At 37.7% G+C, this 26,124-nt stretch carries 25 protein-coding genes and 1 riboswitch; of the genes, 7 read left to right on the plus strand and 18 right to left on the minus strand.

The window, feature by feature from the left end:
* Nucleotides 1-164: 164 nt before the first annotated feature.
* Nucleotides 165-1,481, plus strand: a complete 1,317-nt coding sequence (gene mgtE / locus L1283_RS10180) for a magnesium transporter (protein ID WP_088162181.1) — start codon at nucleotides 165-167, stop codon at nucleotides 1,479-1,481.
* A gap of 240 nt (nucleotides 1,482-1,721) precedes the next feature.
* On the opposite strand, the gene L1283_RS10185 is transcribed toward mgtE, so the two are convergent.
* The 6 genes from L1283_RS10185 to ubiE form a co-directional block, all read right to left on the minus strand.
* Nucleotides 1,722-2,960 carry a voltage-gated chloride channel family protein gene (locus tag L1283_RS10185; RefSeq protein WP_088162180.1) on the minus strand — a complete coding sequence of 413 codons (1,239 nt, stop codon included), beginning with the start codon at nucleotides 2,958-2,960 and terminating at the stop codon, nucleotides 1,722-1,724.
* 36 nt (nucleotides 2,961-2,996) lie between these two features.
* Nucleotides 2,997-3,059, minus strand: a riboswitch (Fluoride riboswitch).
* Between the two features lie 6 nt (nucleotides 3,060-3,065).
* A complete protein-coding gene (locus L1283_RS10190) occupies nucleotides 3,066-3,440 on the minus strand; it encodes a DUF423 domain-containing protein (RefSeq protein WP_088162179.1) in 375 nt (124 codons plus the stop codon).
* Nucleotides 3,441-3,451: 11 nt separating this feature from the next.
* Nucleotides 3,452-3,904 (minus strand): GNAT family N-acetyltransferase, encoded by a 453-nt coding sequence (locus tag L1283_RS10195; protein ID WP_088162178.1) that lies wholly within the window; start codon nucleotides 3,902-3,904, stop codon nucleotides 3,452-3,454.
* Between the two features lie 88 nt (nucleotides 3,905-3,992).
* Nucleotides 3,993-4,442, minus strand: coding sequence for a GatB/YqeY domain-containing protein (locus L1283_RS10200; protein ID WP_286849613.1), 450 nt, complete (start codon nucleotides 4,440-4,442; stop codon nucleotides 3,993-3,995).
* A 10-nt stretch (nucleotides 4,443-4,452) separates the two neighbouring features.
* Nucleotides 4,453-5,214 (minus strand): SDR family NAD(P)-dependent oxidoreductase, encoded by a 762-nt coding sequence (locus L1283_RS10205; protein ID WP_088162176.1) that lies wholly within the window; start codon nucleotides 5,212-5,214, stop codon nucleotides 4,453-4,455.
* A gap of 64 nt (nucleotides 5,215-5,278) precedes the next feature.
* The gene (ubiE, locus tag L1283_RS10210; RefSeq protein WP_145327023.1) at nucleotides 5,279-6,019 is read right to left on the minus strand and encodes a bifunctional demethylmenaquinone methyltransferase/2-methoxy-6-polyprenyl-1,4-benzoquinol methylase UbiE; all 741 of its coding nucleotides are present in this window, start codon (nucleotides 6,017-6,019) and stop codon (nucleotides 5,279-5,281) included.
* 385 nt (nucleotides 6,020-6,404) lie between these two features.
* Here ubiE and dnaB point away from each other — a divergent pair, with 385 nt between their 5' ends.
* Nucleotides 6,405-8,015, plus strand: a complete 1,611-nt coding sequence (dnaB, locus tag L1283_RS10215; RefSeq protein WP_370445164.1) for a replicative DNA helicase — start codon at nucleotides 6,405-6,407, stop codon at nucleotides 8,013-8,015.
* Between the two features lie 129 nt (nucleotides 8,016-8,144).
* Here dnaB and L1283_RS10220 read toward each other — a convergent pair whose 3' ends face one another.
* Complete coding sequence (locus L1283_RS10220) at nucleotides 8,145-9,038, minus strand: DUF3078 domain-containing protein (protein ID WP_088162174.1); 894 nt, start codon at nucleotides 9,036-9,038, stop codon at nucleotides 8,145-8,147.
* 475 nt (nucleotides 9,039-9,513) lie between these two features.
* Here L1283_RS10220 and rlmH point away from each other — a divergent pair, with 475 nt between their 5' ends.
* The gene (gene rlmH, locus L1283_RS10225; protein ID WP_145327024.1) at nucleotides 9,514-9,987 is read left to right on the plus strand and encodes a 23S rRNA (pseudouridine(1915)-N(3))-methyltransferase RlmH; all 474 of its coding nucleotides are present in this window, start codon (nucleotides 9,514-9,516) and stop codon (nucleotides 9,985-9,987) included.
* 605 nt (nucleotides 9,988-10,592) lie between these two features.
* Here rlmH and L1283_RS10230 read toward each other — a convergent pair.
* From L1283_RS10230 to L1283_RS10245, 4 genes are all read right to left on the minus strand, one after another.
* Complete coding sequence (locus L1283_RS10230; RefSeq protein WP_145327025.1) at nucleotides 10,593-11,846, minus strand: PQQ-dependent sugar dehydrogenase; 1,254 nt, start codon at nucleotides 11,844-11,846, stop codon at nucleotides 10,593-10,595.
* 154 nt (nucleotides 11,847-12,000) lie between these two features.
* A complete protein-coding gene (locus tag L1283_RS10235; protein ID WP_088162171.1) occupies nucleotides 12,001-12,246 on the minus strand; it encodes a hypothetical protein in 246 nt (81 codons plus the stop codon).
* Nucleotides 12,247-12,316: 70 nt separating this feature from the next.
* Nucleotides 12,317-13,141 (minus strand): glutamate racemase, encoded by an 825-nt coding sequence (gene murI, locus L1283_RS10240; protein ID WP_145327026.1) that lies wholly within the window; start codon nucleotides 13,139-13,141, stop codon nucleotides 12,317-12,319.
* Between the two features lie 53 nt (nucleotides 13,142-13,194).
* Nucleotides 13,195-14,610, minus strand: coding sequence for a glycoside hydrolase family 125 protein (locus L1283_RS10245; protein WP_088162169.1), 1,416 nt, complete (start codon nucleotides 14,608-14,610; stop codon nucleotides 13,195-13,197).
* Between the two features lie 195 nt (nucleotides 14,611-14,805).
* Between L1283_RS10245 and L1283_RS10250 the strand changes: the two genes are divergently transcribed.
* Together L1283_RS10250 and aroQ are read left to right on the plus strand one after the other, a co-directional pair.
* On the plus strand, nucleotides 14,806-16,479 hold the full coding sequence (locus L1283_RS10250; protein ID WP_244294309.1) for a gliding motility protein RemB: 1,674 nt from the start codon (nucleotides 14,806-14,808) through the stop codon (nucleotides 16,477-16,479).
* A 264-nt stretch (nucleotides 16,480-16,743) separates the two neighbouring features.
* The gene (gene aroQ, locus L1283_RS10255; RefSeq protein WP_286736107.1) at nucleotides 16,744-17,163 is read left to right on the plus strand and encodes a type II 3-dehydroquinate dehydratase; all 420 of its coding nucleotides are present in this window, start codon (nucleotides 16,744-16,746) and stop codon (nucleotides 17,161-17,163) included.
* Between the two features lie 89 nt (nucleotides 17,164-17,252).
* On the opposite strand, the gene L1283_RS10260 is transcribed toward aroQ, so the two are convergent.
* Genes L1283_RS10260 through L1283_RS10280 form a run of 5 tightly spaced genes read right to left on the minus strand, consistent with a single transcriptional unit; the run spans nucleotide 17,253 to nucleotide 20,952 of the window.
* Nucleotides 17,253-18,227: a bifunctional riboflavin kinase/FAD synthetase gene (locus L1283_RS10260; RefSeq protein WP_046674485.1), complete on the minus strand. Its 975-nt coding sequence runs from the start codon at nucleotides 18,225-18,227 to the stop codon at nucleotides 17,253-17,255.
* A gap of 55 nt (nucleotides 18,228-18,282) precedes the next feature.
* Complete coding sequence (gene truB / locus L1283_RS10265) at nucleotides 18,283-19,005, minus strand: tRNA pseudouridine(55) synthase TruB (RefSeq protein WP_286851139.1); 723 nt, start codon at nucleotides 19,003-19,005, stop codon at nucleotides 18,283-18,285.
* A 9-nt stretch (nucleotides 19,006-19,014) separates the two neighbouring features.
* A complete protein-coding gene (locus L1283_RS10270; RefSeq protein WP_088162167.1) occupies nucleotides 19,015-19,809 on the minus strand; it encodes an undecaprenyl-diphosphate phosphatase in 795 nt (264 codons plus the stop codon).
* 22 nt (nucleotides 19,810-19,831) lie between these two features.
* Nucleotides 19,832-20,071: a DUF3098 domain-containing protein gene (locus L1283_RS10275; RefSeq protein WP_075993313.1), complete on the minus strand. Its 240-nt coding sequence runs from the start codon at nucleotides 20,069-20,071 to the stop codon at nucleotides 19,832-19,834.
* A 2-nt stretch (nucleotides 20,072-20,073) separates the two neighbouring features.
* Nucleotides 20,074-20,952 carry a cell division protein FtsX gene (locus L1283_RS10280; protein WP_046674489.1) on the minus strand — a complete coding sequence of 293 codons (879 nt, stop codon included), beginning with the start codon at nucleotides 20,950-20,952 and terminating at the stop codon, nucleotides 20,074-20,076.
* Nucleotides 20,953-21,170: 218 nt separating this feature from the next.
* Here L1283_RS10280 and leuS point away from each other — a divergent pair, with 218 nt between their 5' ends.
* A complete protein-coding gene (gene leuS, locus L1283_RS10285; protein ID WP_429626088.1) occupies nucleotides 21,171-23,954 on the plus strand; it encodes a leucine--tRNA ligase in 2,784 nt (927 codons plus the stop codon).
* A 53-nt stretch (nucleotides 23,955-24,007) separates the two neighbouring features.
* Here the strand turns inward: leuS and L1283_RS10290 are convergent, their stop codons facing one another.
* Nucleotides 24,008-24,289 carry a GNAT family N-acetyltransferase gene (locus L1283_RS10290; RefSeq protein ID WP_070565582.1) on the minus strand — a complete coding sequence of 94 codons (282 nt, stop codon included), beginning with the start codon at nucleotides 24,287-24,289 and terminating at the stop codon, nucleotides 24,008-24,010.
* A gap of 371 nt (nucleotides 24,290-24,660) precedes the next feature.
* Between L1283_RS10290 and L1283_RS10295 the strand changes: the two genes are divergently transcribed.
* Nucleotides 24,661-25,086, plus strand: a complete 426-nt coding sequence (locus tag L1283_RS10295) for a cold-shock protein (RefSeq protein WP_075993311.1) — start codon at nucleotides 24,661-24,663, stop codon at nucleotides 25,084-25,086.
* A gap of 827 nt (nucleotides 25,087-25,913) precedes the next feature.
* On the opposite strand, the gene L1283_RS10300 is transcribed toward L1283_RS10295, so the two are convergent.
* Complete coding sequence (locus L1283_RS10300; protein ID WP_429626089.1) at nucleotides 25,914-26,099, minus strand: hypothetical protein; 186 nt, start codon at nucleotides 26,097-26,099, stop codon at nucleotides 25,914-25,916.
* Nucleotides 26,100-26,124 lie beyond the last annotated feature (25 nt).

Here is a 26,124-nt window from a genome sequence, read left to right on the forward strand (position 1 = left end):
TAAAGTTCATGGGCATATCAAGTCAAATGTACTCTTCAATCTAGTAGTAGACGATTTTACGAAAGACTAGCAGCAATTCCCATTGGAAAAAATAGTTTTTCAGATTGTTGAAAATCATACAAAATAAGCTACTTTTGCGCTAAATCCATTAAAATATTCTTCCAATGGAACAAAATTCAGCATTACACCCAGCCGATATCGCGGAAGAAATATCGCGTTTAAGTAAGGGAGAACAACATCAACAGTTTATGGACTATCCTTTGGAGGATAGATTGGAGATCTTTTCTTTTTTTGAAATGGATGTTCAATATACGTTGATCAAATCCATGACGGAACATGAACTGTCCGAATTGCTGAATAATTTGAAGCCGGATACGCGTAATGAATTACTGTCTGAATTGCCTGATGATCTGATCAAGTATCTGATCAATCTATTGAATGAGCGCGAGAAGCAGATGGCTTTGGAGCTGATCGGATATAAAGAGGATAGTATTGCCCGGCTTATGACGCCAATGTATGTGCAAGTTCGTCCTTATTATACTGTGGATGATGTTTTTCGGCATATCAAGGTGTTTGGAAGGAAGGCCGAAACGCTTAATTTTATTTATGTAGTTGATGAGAAAAATGTGTTGATCGATGACTTGAAAATTGGTCAATTACTGCTATCGGATTCTTCTACCAAGATTTCCGACTTAATAGATTACAATTTTGCCGCGATTAAGGCTTCCACACCCATGGAAGAGGCATTCGAGATTTTTCAAAAATATGACCGAAGTGCTTTGCCTATTATTACAGAAGCAGGGGTATTGGTCGGAATTGTGACATTTGATGACGTGTTGGATCGAATTGAAGATCGGGATACAGAAGATATTCAGCGATTTGGGGGGATGGAAGAATTGGATCTGGCTTATACTAAAACTCCTTTGTTGCAATTGATTCAAAAAAGAGCCGGCTGGCTGATCATCTTGTTTTTTAGCGAAATGCTTACAGCTTCGGCAATGGGATTTTTTGAAGGGGAATTGGAAAAGGCGGTTGTACTTGCTTTATTTGTTCCTTTAATTATATCCAGTGGGGGTAATTCCGGGTCGCAGGCGGCATCTTTAATTATTCGTGCCATGGCGCTCGGAGAGTTAAAGCTGAAAGATTGGTGGTACGTGATGAAGCGCGAAATTTCTTCTGGTTTAATCTTAGGTGGAATATTGGGTTCGATCGGATTCCTACGGATATTGGCTTGGCATTTTCTTGGTCTGTATGACTATGGTCCTTATTGGATTTCAATTGGTTTTACGGTTGCTGTTTCCTTATTGTTTATTGTTTTATGGGGGACTTTGTCAGGATCGTTTATTCCATTTATTCTACGTCGGTTTGGATTGGATCCGGCGACGGCATCAGCACCATTTGTAGCTACGTTGGTGGATGTTTCAGGATTGATTATCTATTTTACTGTTGCAGCATTCTTTTTGCATGGAAAACTACTATAGTTCGGATGATAAGATTTTAAAAAAAGCCTAAAGCATACTTATGATTTAGGCTTTTTTTTATCAAAAAATTTTTCTCGTGTCTTTATTAAAGTCATCTATCCATTCATTGTGGTCTGCACTCTTATTCTTGACATGTTTTTTTGCCCTATCTTGTTTTTATTTGAAGTAGTTCATAATGGGATGCAAGGAGATAGACTGAGAAGCTGAAAGCGCATTGTCTTGTTTATAAAGTGAGTCTGCTTATAAATTGAGTCTGCGGTATAATTTTTCCTTTAAACCGCCTTTTTGCGCAATATAAATTCCTTTTTTTCCGGAAAATAAAAAAGCGACTATACACGCTATTGCTATAAATAAAATAGGCTGAATCCCAAATAATTCATAACCCATTACAATACAGGCGAGCGGGGTGTTTGTAGCGCCTGAAAATACAGCTACAAAGCCCATGGCAGCCAGCAGGCTGATGGGAAGTGGAATAACGGTGCTTAATGCACTCCCCAAGGTTGCCCCGATAAAAAACAGCGGGGTGACTTCTCCGCCTTTAAATCCGGCAGAAAGGGTGAAAGTCGTTAAAAGCAATTTGATGATAAAGTCATAATAATTCGACTGATCGACAAATGCGTTCTGAATCATGGGGATACCAAGTCCAATATAGTTACTGCTATGGAATAAAGTAATGATAAGTACTAAAATAATACCGCCGATCACTGGTCTAAGCAGAGGATATTTAATTCGTTTGAATTGAAGGCTAAAGAAATCGCTGGCAAATGTAAAAAGCCATGCTGTAATACCGAATAGAATGCCTGCGGCGAGGCTAAATCCAATATTGGTCAAGGACAGCATTGGAATAACATCATGAATTGGATAATGGGTGTGTGGAATATTCCATAATTGACAGCTGAAGTTCGCAAAATAGGCGGTAAATAAACAGGGCAGAATACCGAAATATCTTTTTTTGCCAATCAGTAGTACTTCCAGTCCGAATATCGTTCCGGCGAGCGGGGTGCCAAACACAGCGGCAAAGCCTGCAGTGATGCCGATCGAAATTAAGATGCGACGTTCAGTTTTATCGAAGTCAAACCAGCGATTAAGCTGATCGGAAACTGCTCCACCTATCTGTACAGCAGTTCCTTCACGACCTGCAGAACCCCCAAACAGATGTGTAAGTAAAGTTCCGAATAGGACAAGAGGCGCCATGATAAGCGGAATGCGGCGTTGGGGATGAAGGTATTCTTCAATCAGCAGGTTATTTCCTTTGCTTGCTGGATTTCCCCAATACTTATAGGACAATGCTATGGCAAATCCCGCTAGGGGAAGTCCATAAATTATCCAAGGATGAGCTTCTCGGTACTGCGTTACCCAATTGAGGGAAAAGAGAAAAAACGCACAAATAGAGCCTACGATGAAACCTATCGCACTACAGGAGATAAGCCATTTAAGAAAAAAATGAAGATTGCTTTGATTTGAATGTGTTATAGCCATAAGTCTACACTTTATATAAAATTGTTGTTTTATACTAAAATAGTAGACGTCATCAGCTTATTAAGGCGGTTCAGGGCAGACATCATTGCCATATATAGTTCAAATCTACAAAAAACGAATGATAATAGCAACCCAGCCTGCGATCATAAGTAATCCGCCGAGCGGGGTAATTGGGCCAAGAAACTTTAGATTCTTTTTCCAGTATTCAGCAAACGATAGAAAATATATACTTACCGAGAATAAAAGAGTTCCTAGTGTGATCAGATAAAATGCGACTCGTTCAGACTGAAGCTCAAAGTGGAAATTGAATCCCAGAATCAATAGGGTTAGCGCAGCATACATTTGATATCGAACGCCGACCTCAAAGGATTCCAGTTTTTCAGCTGATAGGAATTTTTTGAATGCATGGGCTCCAAATGCACCTAGGATAATAGCGAGTCCGCCAAATAGGGCGGCTGTGATGATGACAACGTTTTGCATGCCTAAATTTACTAAATTGCGGGTTTAATCATATCAATATGAAGGATTCCATAATCAGGGTAGGGCTCGGAAATTTGTTTAAACCCTAATTTTTCATAAAAGGATTTTAAATGAAATTGCGCACCTATCTGTATCTCACCTTCACCAAATTCTTTATAGAGCGATTCGATAGAATGAATCATTAATTGTTTGCTCAGACCGGTTCCGCGCGCTTCCTCGGCGACGATAACCCGACCAATCGAAGCTTGTGGGTAGGAAAGGCCCGGAGGAACCAATCTCGTGTATGCTATAATACGATCATCTTGTTCTGTCCACAGATGTAGACAGGCAAAATCTTTATCGTCCAATTCAGGATATAAACACTCCTGCTCCAAAACAAACACTTCCATTCGAAGCTTTAAAATACGATATAATTCTGTCGTGTTGAGTTCGTCAAAACTCTTTAGATTCCACTGAAAAGCCATAATTGAAATAAAAATAGAGTCAAATTATGTAATCGATATGGCTGGAAAGACATATCCAATTTAATTTGACTCTATTGATTTAAGCATTTTATGCAAGAAGACTTTTAACAACTTCAGAGATGGTTTTTCCATCTGCTTGTCCAGCAAGCTTTTGATTTGTGGCTCCCATTACTTTACCCATATCTTTAATGGAGGAAGCTCCTGTTTCGGCGATAATTGCTTTGACAATCGTTTCGACTTCTTCTCTGCTTAGTTGTTTTGGCAAATAAGCCTCAATTACTTTTTCTTCCTCAACTTCAATTTCATAAAGATCTTCACGGTTCTGAGTCTTGTAAATTTCAGCAGATTCGCGACGTTGTTTTACAAGTTTTTGTAAAACTTTAATCTCCGCCTCCTGATTAAGGTCTTCGGCATGACCTTTTTCTGTCTTTGCTAAGAGGATAGCTGCCTTAATTGCACGTAAGCCACGTAATTTTGCCGTGTCTTTTGCGATCATTGCGGCCTTAATGTCTTGATTTATTTGTATTTCTAATGACATGATATTTAAATTATTTTCGATTGACAATTGTGCCTGTCGCTTGCGCTGTAGGCATTATTAATAGATCGTTTATATTAACATGTGCAGGTCTGGTAATGACGAAAAGGATCGTTTCGGCAATATCTTTCCCTGTCAGGGCCTGCACACCATTATAGACATTTTTAGCTCTTTCCCGATCTCCATGGAAACGAACTTCCGAAAACTCCGTCTCCACCATCCCGGGGTCGATAGATGTTACTTTAATGCCCTGAGTTAACAAATCAATGCGCATAGCTTTAGTTAAAGCATCAACAGCATGTTTGGTAGCACAGTACACATTTCCATTCGGATAAACCTCTTTCCCTGCAATAGATCCTAAATTAACAATATGGGCGCCGTTTTCAGTATCCATAAGTGGTATCACAGATTTACTCACATACAGTAAACCTTTAATATTGGTATCAATCATTCTGTCCCAATCTCCGATATCACCATTTTGAATAGGATCCAATCCTTGGCTCAAACCAGCATTGTTGATGAGAACATTTATTTTCTTCCATGCTGGAGGCAGGCCCTCAATTTGATTCGCAACTTGTTCAGCATCGCGAACATCAAGCTCAAAAATATGGATCTGAATAGTAGGGTAGGCCGCTAACAATGCATCTTTTAATGCCTCTAAACGGTTTAACCTGCGCGCGCAAAGTAAAAGATTGTAACCTTCTTTCGCTAAAACTTCGGCACAAGCCTGACCAATTCCTGAACTTGCTCCTGTAATAAAAACTGTTTTAGTCATATAAAGTAACTCGTTGATATTAAAAATTAATCCGATTTCACTCAAAACCAGATCTTAGCTGGTACTATTTTGTAGCAATATAGATGGTACAGATACCAAATGTTTGCGGTCTAACAATAGTTTCATTAAAACCTGCCTTTTTGTTTATGGCAACGAACTTTTGGCCATCTGGAAATTGAGCAACAGATTCTGGTAGGTATTCATATGCACTGGAATCTTTTGAAAAGAATTTTCCAATGGTTGGTGTAATAAACTTGAAATAAAAATTATAAAGCTGTTTAATGGGGAATTTCTTTGGATTCGAAAATTCTAAAATAACAGCTTTCCCACCAGGTTTTAATACGCGGTATATGTCTGATAGGCCTTTCTCCAAGTTTTCAAAATTACGGACACCAAATGCTACGGTAACAGCGTCGAAAGTATTATCTTCAAATTGAAGCCTCTCTGAGTCTCCTAACGCTACCTCAAATTGATTATCTAATCCCTTGCTTGCAATTTTTTTCTTAGCGACTTCAAGCATTCCTTGGGAAATATCGACACCAATAATCTTTTTCGGATTCAAGATTTTAATTGATTCCAATGCAAAATCACCAGTTCCCGTCGCTACATCCAACATCAGTTGCGGTTTTATGGACTTCAAGGCATTGATGGCTTTTTTGCGCCATATAATGTCAATACCCAAAGACATGAAATGGTTTAAAAAATCATAGGAATGAGAGATGTTGTCAAACATATCTGCTACCTGTTTCTTCTTCCCATCGTTGGTATCTTTATAGGGTTTTAATGTTGAGGAGTCGTGCGTCATAGTTACAAAGATACAATATATGAATATTTTTTAGTGCTAAAAAAGGGATTTGTTTTCATCTTAAAGTCAGTTTGTTTTGATGATAGTCGAGGGGATTGATTTGCTTTTTACCATTTTGCTTATTCACAATGGCTTAAGTTATTAACATTTTTTAATGTGTTGATTTTAAGTGGTAATTTTTTATTTTCAACATCTTTTCAACAGTAAGTGTTGAAAACTCACTGTGTAAATCTGTGTCCTTCAAAGCTTTTTGAGGTTTCGGGTGTGATCGTTGAATTTCTCTGTGTGTAACTCCGTATGGTGGTGAATTTTATTTTTTATACATTTGTTATCCTATCTAAAATTTATAAGGATAGCAAAGCTATATTTCTGATATAATATCATGATGAACGACAGTAATTTTGAAGCGAATAACACGGATAATAACAAACGGGGTAATTATGGCGAACGTCGTACCAAATTAAATAATTTGGTGAGTGGTTTGGGTAAACTTCCGCCGCAGGCAGTGGATCTTGAGGAGGCTGTTTTGGGAGCTTTGATGCTTGAAAAGAATGCGCTGAGTGAAATTATTGATATTTTAAAACCGGAATCGTTCTATAAGGAATCACACCAAAAAATCTTTGAAGCGATTTTTGGCCTTTTTCAAAAGACTTCTCCAATTGATATATTAACCGTTACCTCGGAACTTAGACGGATGGGGGCTCTTGAAATGGTCGGCGGTGCCTATTATATTACGCAATTGACAGATCGCGTGGTTTCGGCAGCTAATATTGAGTATCATGCACGTATTATTTCACAGAAATATATCCAGCGTGAGCTGATTAAAGTTTCTACTGAAATTATTAATAGCTCATACGATGAAACGTCAGATATCTTCGATCTGTTGGATCATGCCGAAAAAAGTTTGTTTGATATCGCGCAGAATAACTTGCGGAGAGATTCAAGAAAGATGGACGATATTATGCGTGAGGCGATCTCTAATCTTGAGATGCTGCGTGACCGCACAGATGGTCTGACAGGTGTACCTTCGGGTTTGACTGCCTTGGATCGTATGACTTCAGGTTGGCAGCCTTCTGATCTGGTTATTATTGCAGCACGTCCAGCGATGGGAAAGACGGCATTCGTACTTTCCGTTGCACGTAATGCTGCAGTGGAACACGGAAAAGCAGTTGCCGTATTCTCGCTGGAGATGTCATCTGTTCAGCTTGTCAATCGTCTAATCGCTGGTGAAACCGAAATTGAGCAAGAGAAATTGAAAAAAGGAAATCTTGCTGATCATGAATGGCAACAATTACATTCGAGAATTGGTCGTTTAACTGATGCGCCTATTATTATTGATGATACGCCGGCGTTGAACGTGTTCGAATTTAGAGCTAAATGTAGGCGCTTAAAGGCACAATACGATATCCAGATGGTGATCGTCGATTACTTGCAGTTAATGCATGGAAAAGCAGACGGTAAAGGAGGGGGGAACCGTGAACAAGAGATTGGTAGTATTTCCCGTGCTTTGAAATCTGTTGCCAAAGAGTTAAATATTCCTGTGCTCGCATTGTCGCAGTTGAGTCGTGCAGTAGAGTCAAGGCCAGGAAATAGTAAGCGCCCTATGTTGTCCGATTTACGGGAGTCTGGTTCTATTGAGCAGGATGCGGATATGGTTCTTTTCTTATATAGGCCCGAATATTATGGTTTGACAGAAGATGAAGAGGGACGTCCTACTGCCGGTGTCGGTGAAGTTATTATTGCAAAACACCGTAATGGTGAGACCGGAATTGTTCCACTTCGCTTTGTGGGTAAATTTGTGAAGTTTGTGGATTTAGAAGATGAGTTTTCGGGTATGGGTGGTGGAGATGGATTCGGTGATGCACCGGCTACATTTTCTGCTTCTGCATTGAATCCGTCGCCAAACTTTGCTGATGATTTTAGTGCTGGGGGCTTCAGTGGGGGGATTACTATGCCATCCCGAATGAACGACATGCCTGATGATGCGCCATTTTAGTGATTAATTTTACATAAGTATTCCTAAATAATAGAAAAAACCGAATGATTTAAATTCGGTTTTTTCGTTTACAGCGACTTCGTAATTTATCTTGCTTATGTGGGCTTGTGCCTGCTATTTTTTTTGCCTTTAAAACTTGTATGTCACGCCAGCACCAACAATTTGCCTAATTTGTAGGGCAGAATTTCTCTTTCCAACTTCAACATTATCTTTAATAATCGGAATAGCCGTATTGTCATCGTAGATCATCTGTACACCTGCGTTTACTGTAATAAACTTATTTACCTTCATAAAAAGATTGGCCGTATAGTCGATATCTACATTTTGAGGTTTATCTAAATAGTTTGAATAGAGTTTTAGTATATTTTCAAATGAAATGTTCTCCATTAAATTTACTTTATAATAAGCATCAAATGATGCACCGAATTCAGTGCGGGACTTGCTGTTCGGATTTAGTCCATATCGTGTAGAAAGGAGTGTATCACTTACGAATACAAAGCGCACAGCCGCAGGTGAAAGATTAAATCTGAGGTTGTCCGATCGTTTGTAAGCAAAACCCGGACCGAAGCTCAGGTATGCCGGAGCTAAAAACCTGGATATCCTTTTTTGGGGTGAAGCTGTGTAATCATAACCATCGGCAAATTGTGTGTTAAAGTTTAGAAAAAAGGTATAAAGCCAATACTGAGACGCCTGATGTCCCAACAAGCTATTTAAAACTAATCGGTCATCATTTTTGCGCCAGTCCGACTCTTTTTGAAAGGTTAGCCCATAAGCCGCTAGGACCTTGTTGTCCCATGACCATTTGCCTTTTTTGTAATTGAAGTCGTAATTAAGAGTTAGGTTGCCGGAGAATGAATTTACACCACCTGCAGCCCAATTAGAAAATGAACTTTGGTTGATCAGAAAGGTGTTTTCTCCTTTGATAATCCAGGTTTTCGTACTGTCTACCGCGGTTGTCTGAGCGTAGGTTTCATGTGCTAATAAGCCAAAAGCAATAAGAATAATTGATTTTATTATTTTCATGTGTATACTTAATTTGTTTGCATTTCCATATTATTGTAATCCAGATGAGCACGTACAGTTTCACATCTTTTTAGACAACTAACGCAGCAGCTTTATTTCTGCGTATTGGAATTGTTGAAATATATTTCGTTCCTATTGTTATATACAACAATCTGATCTGATCGATGCGCTTAAAACGAGGTCATTATCCATTTTCAGCGTGATGTTTTAAGCGTGTACGAGAAAATAAATGTTTTATAACTAAACGAATAAATGAGGTTAATGTTTTTTTGTCCTTTTGATTGTGTTTATTTTAAATAAAATCAGAACTTTGCTCAATTGTATGTATGCGCTATTTATTAGCGTAGCAGCTCTTGGATAAAAGTTTATGAGCAGCTTTTGACAATACCCGGGAACAAGAACAAAGCCATTATTTTGGATCGAGAAAGCCGGCTTCTATTGTGCTATTCATAACAAAAACTTATAAAATGTTTAGATGAAGATAACGCTACTTTGTATAGGTAAGACAGATGACAAATACCTGATAGAGGGTATTGATAAGTATATTAAACGGTTAAAGTTTTATGTGAACTTTAATATCCTGGTGATACCAGACATCAAAAATGTCAAAAATCTTTCTGCTGAGCAGCAGAAAGATAAGGAGGCTCTTTTGATTCTAAAACAATTACAGCCTCAAGATTTAGTCGTTCTGCTGGATGAACATGGAAAAGAGTTTCGCTCCCTGGAGTTTTCTGCTTATCTGGAAAAAATGATGGTGCAAAGTGTTCAGCATATGGTATTTATTATTGGTGGCCCCTATGGATTTGACCAAAAAATTTATGATCGAGCAAATTCAAAAATTTCGTTGTCCAAGATGACATTTTCGCATCAAATGATTCGTTTGTTTTTTACAGAGCAGCTTTATCGTGCATTTTCTATCATGAAGGGAGAGCCTTATCATCACGAATAATATGGAAAAAAGTCCGTAACTTCATCATGAATAAAAACAAGCTTATGAATTTGCCCAACAAACGAGATTATCACTATAAAAGTGACGAAGGAGAAAAAAATAGCCAATTGAATAAATACATTATGATTGCTTGTATTATAATCGTAATCGCATTGGCCTATTTTTTCGCATAGCTTAATGCCCTTCCATACGGATCTAGTAAAAGAAATAAATCTCTTACTTAATATCCGTATGGAGGATATCAGCAGATAATTTTAATAAATTTTAATTGAATTGTTTAAGCAAGAACGCTTAATTTTTGGGAGAAGGTTGGCAGGTTTTGCGCGTTCTTTTTGGGGCGGTGTTGTTTACAAATCCCCAGTTGGTCATATAGAATGACAAGGGATTAATTTCTAATAGTTTTTTCATTTTTTCTTTTTTTACCATATAATAATTTATTGATTCGCTAATAGATGATCAATAATCGAGCCAAACTAAAGTGGTTGTCATGTTCGAAAAGAAATATAGGAAATAAGGTCGATAAAAAATAATTGAAAGGGTGTTTTTAGGGCTAGGTCAACATAAAACGCAGCCCATTTGAGAGGGGCTGCGTCGAATCGAAGTATTTATTTTTTATCAATTTTATATAATTTTCCGATATCTGTGATAGCGTACAGCGCGCCATCTTTTCCCTGCGTGATATCTCTAAATCGTTGACCTTCACTACCTAGTAGGCGTTCTTCTCCAACCACCTTGTTATCCTTTAGTATAATTCTGGCAATGTGCATGCTGCTCAAACCGCAAATAAAGAGATTATTCTTCCATTCTGGAATATTCTGTCCGGTATAGAATGTAATTCCACTAGGCGAGAGAACAGGATCCCAATAATAGACGGGTTGTTCCAGACCGTCTTTTTGTTGTATGCCCTCACCAACCTTATCTCCTTTATATTCTATACCATACGTAATCGTTGGCCATCCATAATTCTTGCCGGCTTCAATTCTGTTCAACTCGTCGCCGCCCCGTGGACCAAATTCAGTTTCCCAAAGATCGCCAGTTTCAGGATGTAAGACAAGTCCCTGTGGATTACGATGTCCATAACTGTAAATTTCCGGACGTGCATTTGCCTTGCCTATAAATGGATTCCCAGGGGCAGGCTGTCCATCAGTGGTTATGCGTAGGATCTTGCCCAATGCTGCATTCAGATCTTGTGCCAATGGTCTTGTGACCAAATCAGATCTTTCACCCGTGCTCAAAATAATATTGCCTTCTTTATCAAAGATAATACGGCCACCATAATGCAAGTTCCCTTTATGAGCAGGAGTAGCTTGGTAGATAACTTTAGCACCTTCTATCGATTTCTCGTCTGCGGACAGTTTTCCTTTCGCAACAGCCGTCAAAGTTCCGGCAGCGGTATTATCAGAGAAAACCCAATATATCATACGGTTTGACTCGAATTTTGGATCAAGACGTAATCCCAAAAGTCCACCTTGTCCACTGCTATTGACTTGAGGTAAACCTTTAATTGGTTCACTTAATTTACCGTCTACAGTTGCAATGCGAAAATCACCTTCTTTTTCTGAGATTAATAATCGGCCATCTGGTAGCGCAGTGATACCCCAAGGAGATTTTAATCCCTCGGCAATTACTTTACCTTCGAACGGTGTGCTCGTCTTTGCACCTTTAATTCTGGTTTGTCCAGCAAATGCAGGTTTATAATTCGTGTTTGCATTTTGTGTTTCTACGGGAGGATAACTTGTTGTATCAGTTGCAGAATTTGCACTGCTATCCGAACTTGAATTTGAATTCGCATGGTTTGAATTACATGCAGTTAATCCTAAAGATACTGTTAAGAGGCTTATTGTCAGTTTGGTTTTCATTATCTGTGACTTGTTTTTGGTCTGATTATCTGCTTGAAGATATTAAAAATTAATGAAATATTATTTTTCAGAATGTAATAATATAAATATATAACTCATGCTAATAAGAAAGGGGAATGCTAGTCCGCTAATTTGTTTTTAAGTATTAAAGGAGTTATTTTCCGGCCAGGCAGTTTTTTACAATTCGGTGGAGTTCAATATCGTTGTTTATATAATAATCACTTATATCTAGAATGGTGTTTGTATTTAAATTGTAAATACACACGGGAACGTAGTTGGGCTGTGCAGAGGTCTCGAAAGTCTTAAAATAATCTGCACTTTCCTGTATGTTTGAAAACTCTTTGGATTCGCAATGCTGTGTATCCTGATTATAAGCAATGGTTATAAAGTTCTTTTTCATTTTACTCGCCTTTTATCAGAATAACGAAAATTGGGAAGTAAAAGTTTTAAAAATTATTGCCTTTTATTTTCTAAACACTGATATGGCTTGCGGCTATCGGCTGTCCAAAAAATATTTTTGCTTTGTATTCAAAGTCCCTTGGATCGTCTGTTGTATAAAAGGCCAGTTGGCCATTTTGAGAACAAATTGTTTCAATTTCCCGGTGTCTATCAAGATATTCTTTTAAGCTATTGGCAACAATAGGTCCCTGGGAGATGATCTTTATATTACTTGGTGTATATTTTTGGATTACGGGTAGCAATAAAGGATAATGGGTGCAGGCAAGTACAATGGTATCGATTTGATCGGATTGCTGTAAAAGTTCCCGTAAATCTTTTTCTACAAAGTAATGTGCACCTTCTGTATTGATTTCATTGTTTTCTACTAAAGGAACCCAAAAAGGGCAGTCGTGCTGAAAAACCTCAATTTCTGGATTGAATTTGTGTATTTCTATTTTATAGGATTCAGATTTTACCGTTCCTGTAGTGGCTAAAATACCGATCTTGTTAGTTTTCGTAAAATTGTGTACGATTTCTGTAGTGGGTCTGATGACGCCAAGGACTTTCTTTCCAGGGGGAAGATCATGTTGTTGAATAGTCCTTAATGCTTTTGCAGAAGCCGTATTACATGCCAGAATAACGAGATTACAGCCCAGGTCAAATAATTTAAAAACACATTGTTTGGTGTAATTATAAACGGTCTCAAAGGATCTTGTACCGTAGGGAACACGGGCGTTATCGCCTAAATAGATATAATCGTATTGAGGTAAAAGTTGTTGAATTTCCTTGAATACGGAGAGTCCTCCATAACCGGAATCAAAAATACCAATAGGACAGGGGGTTGTTAAATTATCCATAACACAATGTTATAAGTTCTTTCACTTATAACATTGTGTCATAAGTTTCAGATTTATTGAAGCAAAGATGGTTTCTCTTTGTATATTTTCCAAATTAATTCGCCAAATAATGTATTTGTCCAAGCAAACCAATGTCTTGTGAATTTTTTAGGATCGTTTTTATGAAAAGACTCATGCATAAATCCAGTTCCACCATGTGTATTGACCAGTGTTTTAATACAATTACGAATCTCCTCATCATTTGTTGAGGTCTGCGCCCGCATAATAATGGACATCGGCCAGATCATATCTCTTCCTATGTGAGGTCCACCAATGCCTTCTGCTGCTGTTCCCTTAAAAAAGAATGGATTTTTATCAGACAAAACAAAGTTACGCGTACGTTGATAAACTTCGTTATTTAGATCTACAGCTCCTAAATAAGGTAGGGCCAACAAACTAGGGATATTTGCATCATCCATCATAAGATGGCTCGAAAAACCGTCTACTTCAAATGCGTAAATCCGGCCCAGTGTCGGATGGTCGATGATACCATATTTATTGACTGCTGCTTCGACCTCATTGGCAAGCGCTTCCATTTTTGCAGCGAGCTCGTGTTCATTTTTAACCTTTTTCAAGATCTCGGCAGACTGTCTAAGGCTAACAATCGCAAATAAATTGGATGGAATAAGAAATGAGAAAATTGTAGAATCGTCTGACGGTCGAAAACTAGAGCAAATCAAGCCAACTGGATTTACAGGATATCCGTAGCCATCTACCTGTAATGTGTCGGATCCTCTGGATGTTGTTCGCTCAAATTTATATGGGCCTAGACTATCTTTACGTTGTTGCTCAACGAAAGTCTGATATATTTTATGTTGTGCTTCTAACCATTCTTCATTAAATGGACTGCTGTCATTTGTTTCTTTCCAATAATGATAAGCTAATCGAATTGGATAACACAATGAATCGATTTCCCATTTTCGTTCATGAATTCCAGGTTTCATGTTTGTGTGATCACTGAACCATTCGCCTTTCTTTGTTGGATCGTTATAAAATGCATTGGCATAAGGATCAATATTGATGCATTTGCTCTGTTTTTGAATTAAGCCAACAATAAGATCCTGCAGTTTTTTGTCTTTTTTCATAAAAGGGAGGTACGGCCATACCTGCGCACTGCTGTCACGCAACCACATCGCGTCAATATCCCCTGTAATCACATAGGTATAATTTCTTCCGTTTTGGACATAGGGAAATACGGTAGTATCTAGGGTATTAGGAAAGCAGTTGTTAAATAACCAAGCCAGTTCCTTATTTTTAACATTTTTCTGAAATTCTACAATTGCATCTTCGATTACCTTGCTCGAGAAAAGTCTTTTCTCTTTACCTGTCCGAACAGTGGGAAAAGAATGTTCCTGAGCGAATGAAAATTTGCTTGTAAGTGCACCTGCGGTTAACAGGGTTGCGTTTTGGATAAATGTTCTGCGTTTCATGCTTATTAGGGCTATTTTTTATGATTTAAGGTTATTTACTGAAATGCAAGATATAAATATTTTTGAATAAAAGGAATAGCAAATACGATTTAGCATGATAAAATTGACTGAACATATGAATAAAGTCAATTTTATTCGGTTAATTTGCGTTTAGGAATGCATTTTGCTAGAAAAAATAATCTTTGAAATAATTTTATGAGGCTTAATATAACAAAAAATAATAATTTACTCCGAATTGTGCTGGCAGGCGTGGGAGTAGGTATTTCCTGCGGAGGTTTTGCCCAGATTAAGAGTCAGCCCTATTCGTATCATTTTTATCAAAAAATGAACGATGCGGTTTATTCTACGGAGACGAGAATGCATACGTCTGCTAAACCATTCGTCATAAAAGACTCTTTATTGTTAGCTAAGTTTGATTCAATCCAATCTAATAAACCCGTTTCTTCGTCTAATTGGTTCATGCGCAAAATCTTTAACGAACATCTTATTCAGGTTGAAAAAGACGATTACACATTTTACGCAGACTATTTGCCTGATATGTATATTGGAAAAGATATGCAAGGTGACAAACGTCGTACTTGGATGAATGGTAGAGGATTTCAGGTGGGATTGAATGTAGGAAACAAATTTACATTGAATACCTCTGCATTTGAAAACCAAGCTGTCTTTCCTAAATATTTAGATGATTATATTGTTGCACATAAAGTTATTCCGGGTCAAGGAAATACAAAATTTCAGTCCAAGAATAAAATGGACTGGATGTATGCGACAGCTAGTATGACTTATGACGCCCATAAGTATATCCAGGCAACTTTGGCTTACGACAAAAACTTTATCGGGGATGGCTATCGATCGATGCTTTTATCGGATTTTTCTTCAAACTATGCGCATCTGAAATTGACCGGGACCATAGGGAATGTTCAATATACTTCGATCTGGGCGTATATGAATGATCCGACGCATCCTAGGCAAGATTTGACGGGTACAACTCCGATGGAAGGGCAGAATAATACACGTTTAGGAGACGGAAAAAAATGGGGTGCTTTCCAATACTTGGATTGGAATGTGACAAATAAGTTATCGATAGGCTTTTTTCAGTCTGTCGTTTGGGCTGCTCAAGATGAAGCCGGTAAAAGAGGTTTTGATTTTAGTTATATTAGTCCAATTATCTTTATTCGACCTGTTGAAAGTAATAACTCAACGTCGCCTGACAAAATGTTTTTGGGATTGACCTCCAAATATAAATTACCTTATAGATTGACTGCATATGGACAGTTTTTACTGGGTGAATTTACTGCTAAAGAGTTCTTCGCCGGTAACGGATATGCGCACAACAAATGGGGAGCACAACTTGGCGTAAGGGGATATGATATGTTTGGTGTGAAGAATTTAAATTTTCTTGCCGAGTATAATACAGCAAGACCATATACTTACGCACACTTTAAATCGTATTCAAACTACAGTAACAATGCCGAACCATTGGCCCATCCGAAAGGGGCAAACTTTAGAGAGCTTGTTGGTCTTGTGAATTATGCCTGGGATAGATGGGACTTTTCGTTACAGGGCATGTTTACCCAAAATGGGCTGGATCTACCTGATGGAAGTAATATGGGAGGAGATATTTTTCAATCCTATCGAACGATACCAAATCTATATGGAAACCATATAGCGCAAGGAATAAAGAACAATATCTATTATGCGGATGCTAAGGCTGCCTATGTGCTTAACCCCAAGTATAACCTTCGCTTAGAACTTGGTTATACCCAACGTTACGCAAAAGCACAATATGAAACACCGGTAGTCAATAAGTCTGGTGTTGTGTCATTTGGACTTCGCTCAAGTTTCCGGGCAATTTATAACGATTTATAGAAATTATATAAATCGAACTATATTTGAAATAGGACAAACTATATTGATTCGACTATAGGATCAATATAGTTTGTTTTTAAAACCATGTCTCAGGAAAAATGGACAACATAGGAGAGAAAGCTTGATACAGCCAGCATAAAATATCCGATGGTTGACGATCCTTTCTTATGATTTATTACGGCTTAAAAACGATCTATTTAAACAGAAAATGGCATGGGTTCGCTCCGTTAGCCAATGGACCAGTGCAAAAATAATTATATTTCAATGAAAAAAATCCTCATACTGAATGGCCCAAATTTGAATTTGTTGGGTGTAAGGGAGAAATCGATTTATGGTAGCCAGGACTTCCTTAGCTACTTTGAAGAACTTAAACAACAGTTTGAAAAGGTACAATTGCACTATTTTCAAAGCAATTCAGAAGGAGGGTTAATCGATAAGATCCACGAAGTTGGTTTTGAATTTGATGGAATTGTGTTGAATGCTGGAGCGTATACGCATACATCTGTTGCTATTGGAGATGCAATTGCGGCTGTTACAACACCTGTAATTGAAGTTCACATAAGCAATGTCCATCAAAGAGAGGAGTTTCGCCATCATTCGTTCCTGGCAAAGAATTGTAAAGGGGTGATCTGTGGTTTTGGCCTGGATAGCTACAGATTGGGTATCGAGGCGTTTATTAAATAATATCTTCTTTTGCAAGGAAGAGAAAAAATAGCTATAAAATAAAAAAGCGGGAATTCCCGCTTTTTTATTTTATAGCTAACAGACTTGTTCTAACCAATAAGACTTCTGATTTCGACTTCGTCTGCTTTTATCTGAGCTTTCATTTCTTCAAGCGAGTCAAACCGTTCATCATGTCGGATAAAATGAAGGAACTTGACACGTAGTGTCTTGCCGTAAATATCCTGATCGAAATCGAATAGGCTGATTTCAATAGCACGATTCATCCCATCAACAGTGGGCCTGGTCCCTATATAGCCCATACCTTTCGCAATTGAAACCGGACTTTCCTCTTTATACTCCCCTGTAGTGATGTTTTGGATATGATTATAGATATATACCTCAACAGCATAAATACCATAGGCCGGTATGAGTTTATGAGGTTCGTGAACCTGCAGGTTTGCTGTTGGAAATCCGATTGTACGCCCAATTTGGTCGCCTCTAATAACAGTTCCCGTTAATTCGAACGGATAGCCTAAATAGAGGTTAGCCGTTCTTATATCGCCCTTTATAAGCGCTTCACGTACTCGTGTGGAGGATACTGCAATATCGTTGATATCCTGCTCTGGAATTTCGTCAACACTGTAGTCAAATATAGATGCAAACTGCTCTAAATCGCCCATAGTACCCTTTCGATCTTTTCCAAAATGGTGATCATAGCCTATCACAATCTTTTTTGTACCCAATTTGCCTACAAGAACATTACTAATATATTCTTCCGGAGTCTGATTTGAAAAATCACGGGAAAAAGGAATGATAATTAAGTGGTCAATTCCCACTTTACTCAATTGACTGACCTTTTCTTCGATATCGTTGATTAGGCGTAAACTATCATCATCTGGATTGATAATCAATCGTGGATGTGGGAAAAAAGTAAGCAAAATTGTCTCACCATTAATTTTATGAGCTGCTTCCTTTAGGTGAGCCAATATTTTTTGATGGCCAATATGAACACCATCGAAAGTACCGATGGTTACAACTGCATTTTCAACTGGTGAGAAATCATCTAAACTTCTGTAGATTTTCATTTATAGGAGTTTTTGCAAAAATAAGATAAAGAATCAATAAAATGGGAGGGTAAAGTTATTTAATGATTTCTTTATGACGTTTTATTTCAGCGATAAGTTGTTCTAGATTCCAGGCATTTTCTACCGAATAATCTCCACTTTTGGTGCGTCTCAAAGAACTCAGATGTGATCCACTCTGTAAGAATTTTCCAAAGTCATAGGCCAATGATCTAATGTAGGTTCCTTTTGAACAGGATATACGAAAATACACGTTGGGAAGCTCGATCTTTTCAATGAGAAAGCTATTGATGCGTACCTGGCGGGATTTTATTTCAACCTCTTCGCCACGACGGGCCTTTTCATAGACGCGTTCACCATTAATTTTTATGGCTGAATGGGCTGGAGGAAACTGCTGAATTTCGCCTTCAAAGGATTTTGCTGCTTCGAAGATCATTTCCTCTGTGATGTGATCGATTGGAAATGTTTCGTCAATCTCTGTTTCCAGATCGTAAGAAGGCGTTGTCGCTCCTAATGTGATCGAACCTGTATATTCTTTGTCTTCAGCTTGGTAGCTGTCTATTTTTTTTGTTAGTTTGCCAGTGCAGACAATGAGCAGGCCGGTCGCAAGTGGATCTAGAGTTCCTGCATGACCGACTTTTAATTTTAACGGTTTGATTGAGTTTCTAACTTTACCAACAACATCAAAACTTGTCCATGTTAAAGGTTTATCGATCAACAACATTTCTCCTTCAGCGAAGTTGAACTTTGCTGAATTTTCACTAACCTCTATATTTTCCATCCGAAGATTTTAGATAATTTGTAAACTATGGCCCGAAAGTAGGAGGGCAAGAATAATAACACCAACGATGATTCGGTACCAACCAAATGCTTTAAAACCATATTTGGTCAAAAAGCCAATAAAAGACTTAATGGCTACAATTGCAACAACGAAACCAATTAGATTTCCAATAATAAGCAAATTAAGTTCTTCTCCTGTGAAGGTGTTACCTTCTTTAAAAAACTTTAAAAGCTTTACTGCAGAAGCACCAAACATCATAGGCAAAGCAAGGAAAAAGGAAAATTCCGCAGCAGCTTTACGGGTTAGTTTCTCAGCCATACCGCCAATAATTGTACTAGCAGATCTTGAGGTACCCGGGATTAATGCAAGACATTGGTATACCCCGATCATAAAAGCTTGTTTGTAGGAAACCTTGTCCGAGTCTTCAACAGTTGGTTTGTTGAACCACTTGTCAACGAAAAGTAGAACTACGCCGCCGACTACCAACATCACAGCGACCATTAAAGGACTCTCTAATAATGCATCAATATAATCGTTGAATAGCAAACCCAACACAGAGGCCGGAATCGCCGCAATAACCAATTTGTAATAAAATGAAAGCGTTTTAAAAAAACGTTTGTAGTATAATACCAGAACGGATAATATGGTGCCTAACTGGATCACAATTGTAAACAATTTGACAAATGCCGATGGTTGAATACCCATTAAGGCAGTAGCAATGATCATATGACCTGTCGAAGATACAGGCAAAAACTCCGTTAATCCTTCAATGATAGCAAGGATGATAGCTTCAATAATAGACATCTGTTTGAAATAAGATTATGCTTTAGTTGGATTTGTTTTTGGGGCGGTATAGAATTGCCGCAAATCCTATCGCAAACCCGAGAACAACAACAATAGGGGCCAAGGTAATCTTGGTAAAACTATAGATATCAGTTTCACCAGACATCAATGTAAAGCCTATGATTACAATAGCTAAACTCGCTATGAACAGTTGGTAATTTACTTTGGAGAATACAAATGAACCTTTGTTGACTGATTCAGTAGATTTCTTTATTTGAGCCATTTTTATCTGTATAAATCGTTAGATTGTGCCTTTAAATATTTTGTTACTGCGAAATAGGTGCTAAGTCCCGAAATGAGAATTCCAATCAAGATTACTCCTAAAAAGATCACCGCAAATTCGAACCAGTTGCGTAAAAAGACCAGTTCTGGTATTTGCTGTTGTGCAAATTTCAGCGTTAAAATGAGGAGTAAAATCGCGATCAAAGATCCCAGTAAACCATGAATGATGCCATACGTTATAAATGGTTTACGAATAAAGTTTTTAGTAGCCCCAATCAATTGCATACTTTTGATTAAGAAACGTTGTGAATAGATCGCAAGACGTATCGTATTGTTGATTAAAGCTACGGCGATAATCAATAGGATAACCGCAAAAGCAAGAACAATCATTCCGATGATGCGTACGTTTTTGTTGACCATGTCAATTAATGACTCTTGGTATACAACTTCTTTAATTTTATTGTTTTTGGAGATCTTTTCAATAAAAGTTTTAATGCTATCTGTATTGGCATAATTCTCTTTCATGTAAACATCCAAAGAAGGTAGAAGTGGGTTATGTCCCAAATATTGTACGAAATCCTCACCAAGATCTTCTTTCAAGTTTTTTGCAGCCAATTCCTTACTAATATATTCGGTGCGAAGCACGTAGGGATCTTTTTCCAGGTCTTTTTGTAGAGAAAGGACATCACCTTCACTTGTGCCATCATTTACGATGACATTTAAGACGATATTTTCCTTAACGTATTTCGAAAGATTTTTAGCGTGCACCAAGAGTAATCCCAACATACCTGTTACCAACAACACGAGAGCGATACTGATAACCGTAGATACATATACAGATTTTGTTTTTCTTTTTTGTGTGCTTAATTCGTATTCTGACATAATAAGCAAAAATTTATTTGCGAAAGTAACTATTTGAGTGGAAGATTTCGAATTAATCTTGTAATTACTTTGATAAAAATCAATTCGAAGGCTGTTTTCTTCCTATGTTTAATTAACTTTTCAATACTATAATTTATTGTTCAAACTACAAAACTTTTATCACATTTCAGTATTAAAATCGTAATTTCGCAAGTCATAAAAATTCCTTACGAATAAAAATGGAGTATAATCACAAATCATTAGAGAAAAAGTGGCAAAAGTTTTGGGCGGATCATCAAACGTATAAAACGTCCGATACGCATCAAAAGCCAAAATACTATGTATTGGATATGTTTCCTTATCCTTCCGGAGCGGGGCTGCACGTTGGTCACCCGCTGGGATATATTGCTTCGGACATCTTTTCAAGATATAAACGTTTGAAAGGTTTCAATGTATTGCATCCGATGGGATATGATTCTTTTGGACTTCCTGCAGAGCAATATGCCATTCAAACTGGTCAGCATCCTGCAGTGACGACTGAGGTAAATATCAATCGGTACCGTGAGCAAATGGATAACATTGGGTTCTCTTATGATTGGAGTAGAGAAGTACGTACTTCTGATCCGTCATATTATAAATGGACACAATGGATTTTTATGAGATTGTTTGATTCTTGGTATAATAAGGAATCCGATAAAGCTGAACCGATCGAAACGTTAATCGCGAGGTTTGTTGCAAGTGGTTCAACTGGCATTTCAGCAGTTTCGGATGAAGATGTCTTGGAATTCAGCGCTGACGAATGGAAATCTTTGGATGAAGAAAAACAGCAGCGGGAATTGTTGAAATATCGGATTGCTTATTTGCGTGAAAGTACAGTAAACTGGTGTGCTGCTTTAGGTACGGTATTAGCGAATGACGAGGTAATCAACGGTGTCTCTGAGCGTGGTGGTTATCCTGTGGAGCAAAAGAAGATGATGCAGTGGTCTATGCGTATTACTGCTTATGCGGATCGTTTATTGAAAGGTTTGGATACCATTGATTGGCCAGAACCTTTGGTTGAAATGCAACGTAACTGGATCGGAAAATCGGTAGGTGCCTCGGTGAAATTTCCCGTACCACAATTAAATACAGCAATTGAAGTGTTTACGACGCGTGTAGATACTATATATGGTGTTTCATTTGTCGTTTTGGCTCCAGAACATGAATTGGTTGCAGCATTGACTACCCCTGAGCAGCAAACAGAAGTAGACGCCTATATCGAGAAAACTTCGAAAAAATCTGAATTGGATCGTATGGCTGATACAAAAACAGTCTCTGGTGCTTTTACTGGTTCTTACGCTAAACATCCAATTTTTGGACAGGATGTACAGATTTGGATCGCGGATTATGTACTTGCTGGTTATGGCACAGGTGCTGTAATGGCTGTTCCTAGTGGCGATCAACGTGACTATGTGTTTGCTAAACATTTCACTCTTCCTATTATTCCTATTTCGGATACTCAAAATATTGAAGAAGTAGCTGATCCAAATAAAGATGGAAAATACATCAATTCCGATTTTATCAATGGTATGACTTACCAAGAGGCGGTTCCTGCTTTGATTGCTAAATTGGAAGAATTAAAATTAGGTAAAGCGAAAATAAACTTCCGCATGCGTGATGCTATTTTTGGGCGTCAGCGTTATTGGGGAGAACCCGTGCCTGTCTACTTTAAAAATGGATTACCTTATTTAATTAAAGAAGAAGAATTACCGCTCTTATTGCCCGAAGTTGATAAATATTTACCAACGGAATCGGGTGAACCTCCATTGGGAAGGGCCAAAGATTGGAAATATGAAGATCAATATGAGTATGAATTGAGTACGATGCCGGGATGGGCAGGCTCCTCATGGTATTGGTTTAGATATATGGATCCAAAAAATGAAGGTAATTTTGCATCCAAAGAGGCTGTGGATTATTGGAAAGCCGTAGATTTATATATCGGTGGTTCTGAGCATGCTACTGGACACTTGTTGTATTCGCGTTTTTGGAACAAGTTCTTGAAAGATTTGGGTTACCAAAATGAGGAAGAGCCATTCCGCAAATTGATTAATCAAGGCATGATTCAAGGGCGCTCTAATTTTGTGTATCGTGTACTTGATGACGAAGGGAGAGGTACAAATCAATTTGTGTCTTATGGATTAAAAAATGAATACAAAACTATTCCTTTACATGTAGACGTGAATATTGTTCATAATGATGTGCTGGATTTGGAAAAATTCAAAAACTTCAGGCCGGATTTTGCAAATGCTGAATTTGTATTGGAAAATGGGAAGTATATCTGCGGTAGTGAGGTGGAGAAAATGTCTAAATCCAAATTCAATGTGGTCAATCCTGATGATATTATCGAATCCTATGGAGCAGATACATTGCGTCTATACGAAATGTTTTTAGGGCCTTTGGAGCAGGCTAAGCCTTGGAATACAAATGGTATTGAAGGGGTTTATAAGTTCTTACGTAAAGTATGGCGACTGTTCCACGATGCTGAGGGTAATTTTAGTGTTTCCAATGAAGATCCATCCAAAGCAGAGTTTAAAGCCTTACATAAAATTATCAAAAAGGTGGAAGATGATATTGAACGTTTCTCATTCAATACTTCTGTTTCAGCATTTATGATCTGTGTCAATGAATTGACTGAGTTGAAATGCAATAAAAGACAGATATTGGAACAGCTCGTCATTGTTCTTCAGCCTTATGCACCACATATTACGGAAGAGTTGTGGGCGCTGTTGGGTAACGACGCCGGTACACTTTCTTACGCTTCATATCCTGTGTTCAAGGCAGAATATTTGGTTGAATCTGAATTTGCTTATCCGGTATCTTTCAATGGTAAGATGAAATTCAATTTATCATTACCGCTTGATTTAGATCAAAAAGCAGTAGAAGATACGATTAGAGCACATACTGATGTACAACGGCATTTAGATGGGAAGGCAATCAAAAAGATTATTTTTGTCAAAGGAAAAATAATCAATATCGTGATTTAACCCACTCAATACAGTATAAAAAGCCGTTTTATCGATAGGATAAAACGGCTTTTTTATGCCAATACATCTTGAAAAGCTATTGTTTTATCGAAGATAGCTTTCGCATAGGGACAATTTGGGATAATTTTGGCGTCATTCTTTCTGGCATAGTCAACAGCCTCCAGTACCAATTTTTTTCCCACACTCATTCCCTGATACTCATCGTAGACTTCTGTATGATCAATGGAAAACTCATGATCGTTTTGCCAGGTATACTCTAAAATTCCGGCTTCATTATTTTCAACTTCTGCAATAAAATTGCCTCTTTCGTCCCTTTCGATGTTTCTTATTTCCATAGTTTTTTTTAAAAATAACGTCCAAATGATCTTTTTGTTTTATGGAATTTTTCAATTTTGTGATCGAAATAAATCTTGTTTAAAAAGATCGAAAGATCGATGGGCTTCAGATAACTGACTGTTATCAGGGTCCATTGTACGCGACTAGGTTTAGACAAAAAATTATGAACTGGATATTCGTGTTTAAAGTCGAAGAAACGAATCGGTTCCAGGTTAAGATCACTTTGTACAGGATCGCTCAATATCCCTTTTTTAAAGAATTTTTTGTACCTTTGCAATTATCTCCTTAGAACACATCGCATTTTTATCTTTTCAACGAAGCTCTAAAGGTCCGTAACCTCCTCGGGAACATTTATTTTAATCCATATTGAATGAGCAAAAGCCAAATTACATTTAACAAAAAAGAACGAGAAAAAAAGAAACTACTCAAAAAACAACAAAAAATTGAGAAAAAAGAATTCAACAAAACAAACAACGACAAGGGGAAATCTTTGGAAGAATTGTTTGCTTATGTTGATGAACATGGGAATATTTCAGATAGACCTGCGATAAAATTGAAAGAAGGGGAGAGTCCAAGCATGGCCTCAAATCATCATGACGAGTATTCCTTCGGAAAAGTTGTCCATTACAATAACGACTCCAACTATGGGTTTATTAGAGACAACGAAACTCAGCAATCTATTTATTTCAATGACCGTCTTGCTGGACAGAAATTGAACCTGAATCAGAAAGTGAAGTTTAAATTTAAAAGTGCTAAACAAGGTGCTCAAGTCACTGAAGTCTTGATCGAGTATTAGCTGAAAAAGTACTCTTAAACGAGTATTGATGATTATAAGGCCTTTTGTTTGATGTCAGGGTATTTGGAGTCAAACAAAGGTTTTTTACATTTATTCGAATGCCTGCTTTCCCGCTAATGGTATTCTTAATAAAGAGAGGCTTCCTGCAGTTTCAGCATTTAAATCGCTTTCATTAATCGCTCTTGAGAGCGAAAAGAGTTTTTCCCTACCGGTATAATTTCACGATTACCTTTACAGAAAAAGTTCAATTTTTAGAATTCCCCTTTATTGTGAATATGTCGTTGATCTAATTTTGATGTGATCTGTCTACTTTTTACGTGATTTGTATACTTTTTATGCTGTCCTTCTGAGGTTACCCTTGTCGTTTTGTGATATTTTGCCTTAAATGCTGTTGATTCTACGTTGTCTTCTAAGAATTTATAAGGTAAATTTCTGCTTATTGTTCCTCTCTCGGATAAGTTGATGATTTTTTTTGATATAGAAGGATTGATGGAAACAGAAATAAAATAACCCTCCAGCAAAGTAAGCTGCGGCGTCAGCAATATCTCCGGTATTATAAGTGGTACATTGAGGCATGATCCATTCAAAAAGTAAGGAGGTGAAGAATGAAATTATCCAGATTTGGTAAAGCGGATAACCATGGGCTCTGCCATTGTTGAATACATAACTACCTACTATAGATGAACAATGGATAATAATCGGTACAAAAACGAAATCAGTCAGCCAGTCGTTTAGGAAGGGGATAGGGAAATGATTAGCCCGAGTAAATCGAATAAAGAACCAACAAAACCAGTAGAAGATAAATAAGCCGTCAAACAGCTCCCTACTTAATGAGCGAAGGAAACGGCGATTAACATTGCTATAGCACCACATACCATTAAAGTTAAAAACATAAAGAAAGCAGTCTGTTTACCGAATTTCTTCCAAGAACTGTCGTTTGGATGAGCTGGGATTAAAGTTTGTTTTAATTCGATGTATTGCCTTTTTAGCCAATTTCCCGTTGATTTTTCCATGTATTATGATCTTATTTTTAGTTTA

This window comes from Sphingobacterium sp. HSC-15S19 (assembly GCF_050433745.1).
Taxonomy (GTDB): domain Bacteria; phylum Bacteroidota; class Bacteroidia; order Sphingobacteriales; family Sphingobacteriaceae; genus Sphingobacterium; species Sphingobacterium siyangense.

Excerpts from the sequence above, each read along its gene's own strand:
- rlmH (WP_145327024.1), top strand. The coding sequence starts at position 9,514 with ATGAAGATAACGCTACTTTGTATAGGTAAGACAGATGACAAATACCTG.
- L1283_RS10190 (WP_088162179.1), bottom strand. The coding sequence starts at position 3,440 with ATGCAAAACGTTGTCATCATCACAGCCGCCCTATTTGGCGGACTCGCT.
- L1283_RS10220 (WP_088162174.1), bottom strand. The coding sequence starts at position 9,038 with ATGAAAATAATAAAATCAATTATTCTTATTGCTTTTGGCTTATTAGCA.
- dnaB (WP_370445164.1), top strand. The coding sequence starts at position 6,405 with ATGAACGACAGTAATTTTGAAGCGAATAACACGGATAATAACAAACGG.
- L1283_RS10245 (WP_088162169.1), bottom strand. The coding sequence starts at position 14,610 with ATGAAACGCAGAACATTTATCCAAAACGCAACCCTGTTAACCGCAGGT.
- L1283_RS10205 (WP_088162176.1), bottom strand. The coding sequence starts at position 5,214 with ATGACTAAAACAGTTTTTATTACAGGAGCAAGTTCAGGAATTGGTCAG.
- L1283_RS10250 (WP_244294309.1), top strand. The coding sequence starts at position 14,806 with ATGAGGCTTAATATAACAAAAAATAATAATTTACTCCGAATTGTGCTG.
- L1283_RS10280 (WP_046674489.1), bottom strand. The coding sequence starts at position 20,952 with ATGTCAGAATACGAATTAAGCACACAAAAAAGAAAAACAAAATCTGTA.
- L1283_RS10300 (WP_429626089.1), bottom strand. The coding sequence starts at position 26,099 with ATGGAAAAATCAACGGGAAATTGGCTAAAAAGGCAATACATCGAATTA.
- mgtE (WP_088162181.1), top strand. The coding sequence starts at position 165 with ATGGAACAAAATTCAGCATTACACCCAGCCGATATCGCGGAAGAAATA.
- L1283_RS10260 (WP_046674485.1), bottom strand. The coding sequence starts at position 18,227 with ATGAAAATCTACAGAAGTTTAGATGATTTCTCACCAGTTGAAAATGCA.
- L1283_RS10290 (WP_070565582.1), bottom strand. The coding sequence starts at position 24,289 with ATGGAAATAAGAAACATCGAAAGGGACGAAAGAGGCAATTTTATTGCA.
- truB (WP_286851139.1), bottom strand. The coding sequence starts at position 19,005 with ATGGAAAATATAGAGGTTAGTGAAAATTCAGCAAAGTTCAACTTCGCT.
- L1283_RS10275 (WP_075993313.1), bottom strand. The coding sequence starts at position 20,071 with ATGGCTCAAATAAAGAAATCTACTGAATCAGTCAACAAAGGTTCATTT.
- L1283_RS10185 (WP_088162180.1), bottom strand. The coding sequence starts at position 2,960 with ATGGCTATAACACATTCAAATCAAAGCAATCTTCATTTTTTTCTTAAA.
- L1283_RS10200 (WP_286849613.1), bottom strand. The coding sequence starts at position 4,442 with ATGTCATTAGAAATACAAATAAATCAAGACATTAAGGCCGCAATGATC.
- L1283_RS10195 (WP_088162178.1), bottom strand. The coding sequence starts at position 3,904 with ATGGCTTTTCAGTGGAATCTAAAGAGTTTTGACGAACTCAACACGACA.
- L1283_RS10295 (WP_075993311.1), top strand. The coding sequence starts at position 24,661 with ATGAGCAAAAGCCAAATTACATTTAACAAAAAAGAACGAGAAAAAAAG.
- leuS (WP_429626088.1), top strand. The coding sequence starts at position 21,171 with ATGGAGTATAATCACAAATCATTAGAGAAAAAGTGGCAAAAGTTTTGG.
- L1283_RS10230 (WP_145327025.1), bottom strand. The coding sequence starts at position 11,846 with ATGAAAACCAAACTGACAATAAGCCTCTTAACAGTATCTTTAGGATTA.
- aroQ (WP_286736107.1), top strand. The coding sequence starts at position 16,744 with ATGAAAAAAATCCTCATACTGAATGGCCCAAATTTGAATTTGTTGGGT.
- L1283_RS10235 (WP_088162171.1), bottom strand. The coding sequence starts at position 12,246 with ATGAAAAAGAACTTTATAACCATTGCTTATAATCAGGATACACAGCAT.
- ubiE (WP_145327023.1), bottom strand. The coding sequence starts at position 6,019 with ATGACGCACGACTCCTCAACATTAAAACCCTATAAAGATACCAACGAT.
- L1283_RS10270 (WP_088162167.1), bottom strand. The coding sequence starts at position 19,809 with ATGTCTATTATTGAAGCTATCATCCTTGCTATCATTGAAGGATTAACG.
- murI (WP_145327026.1), bottom strand. The coding sequence starts at position 13,141 with ATGGATAATTTAACAACCCCCTGTCCTATTGGTATTTTTGATTCCGGT.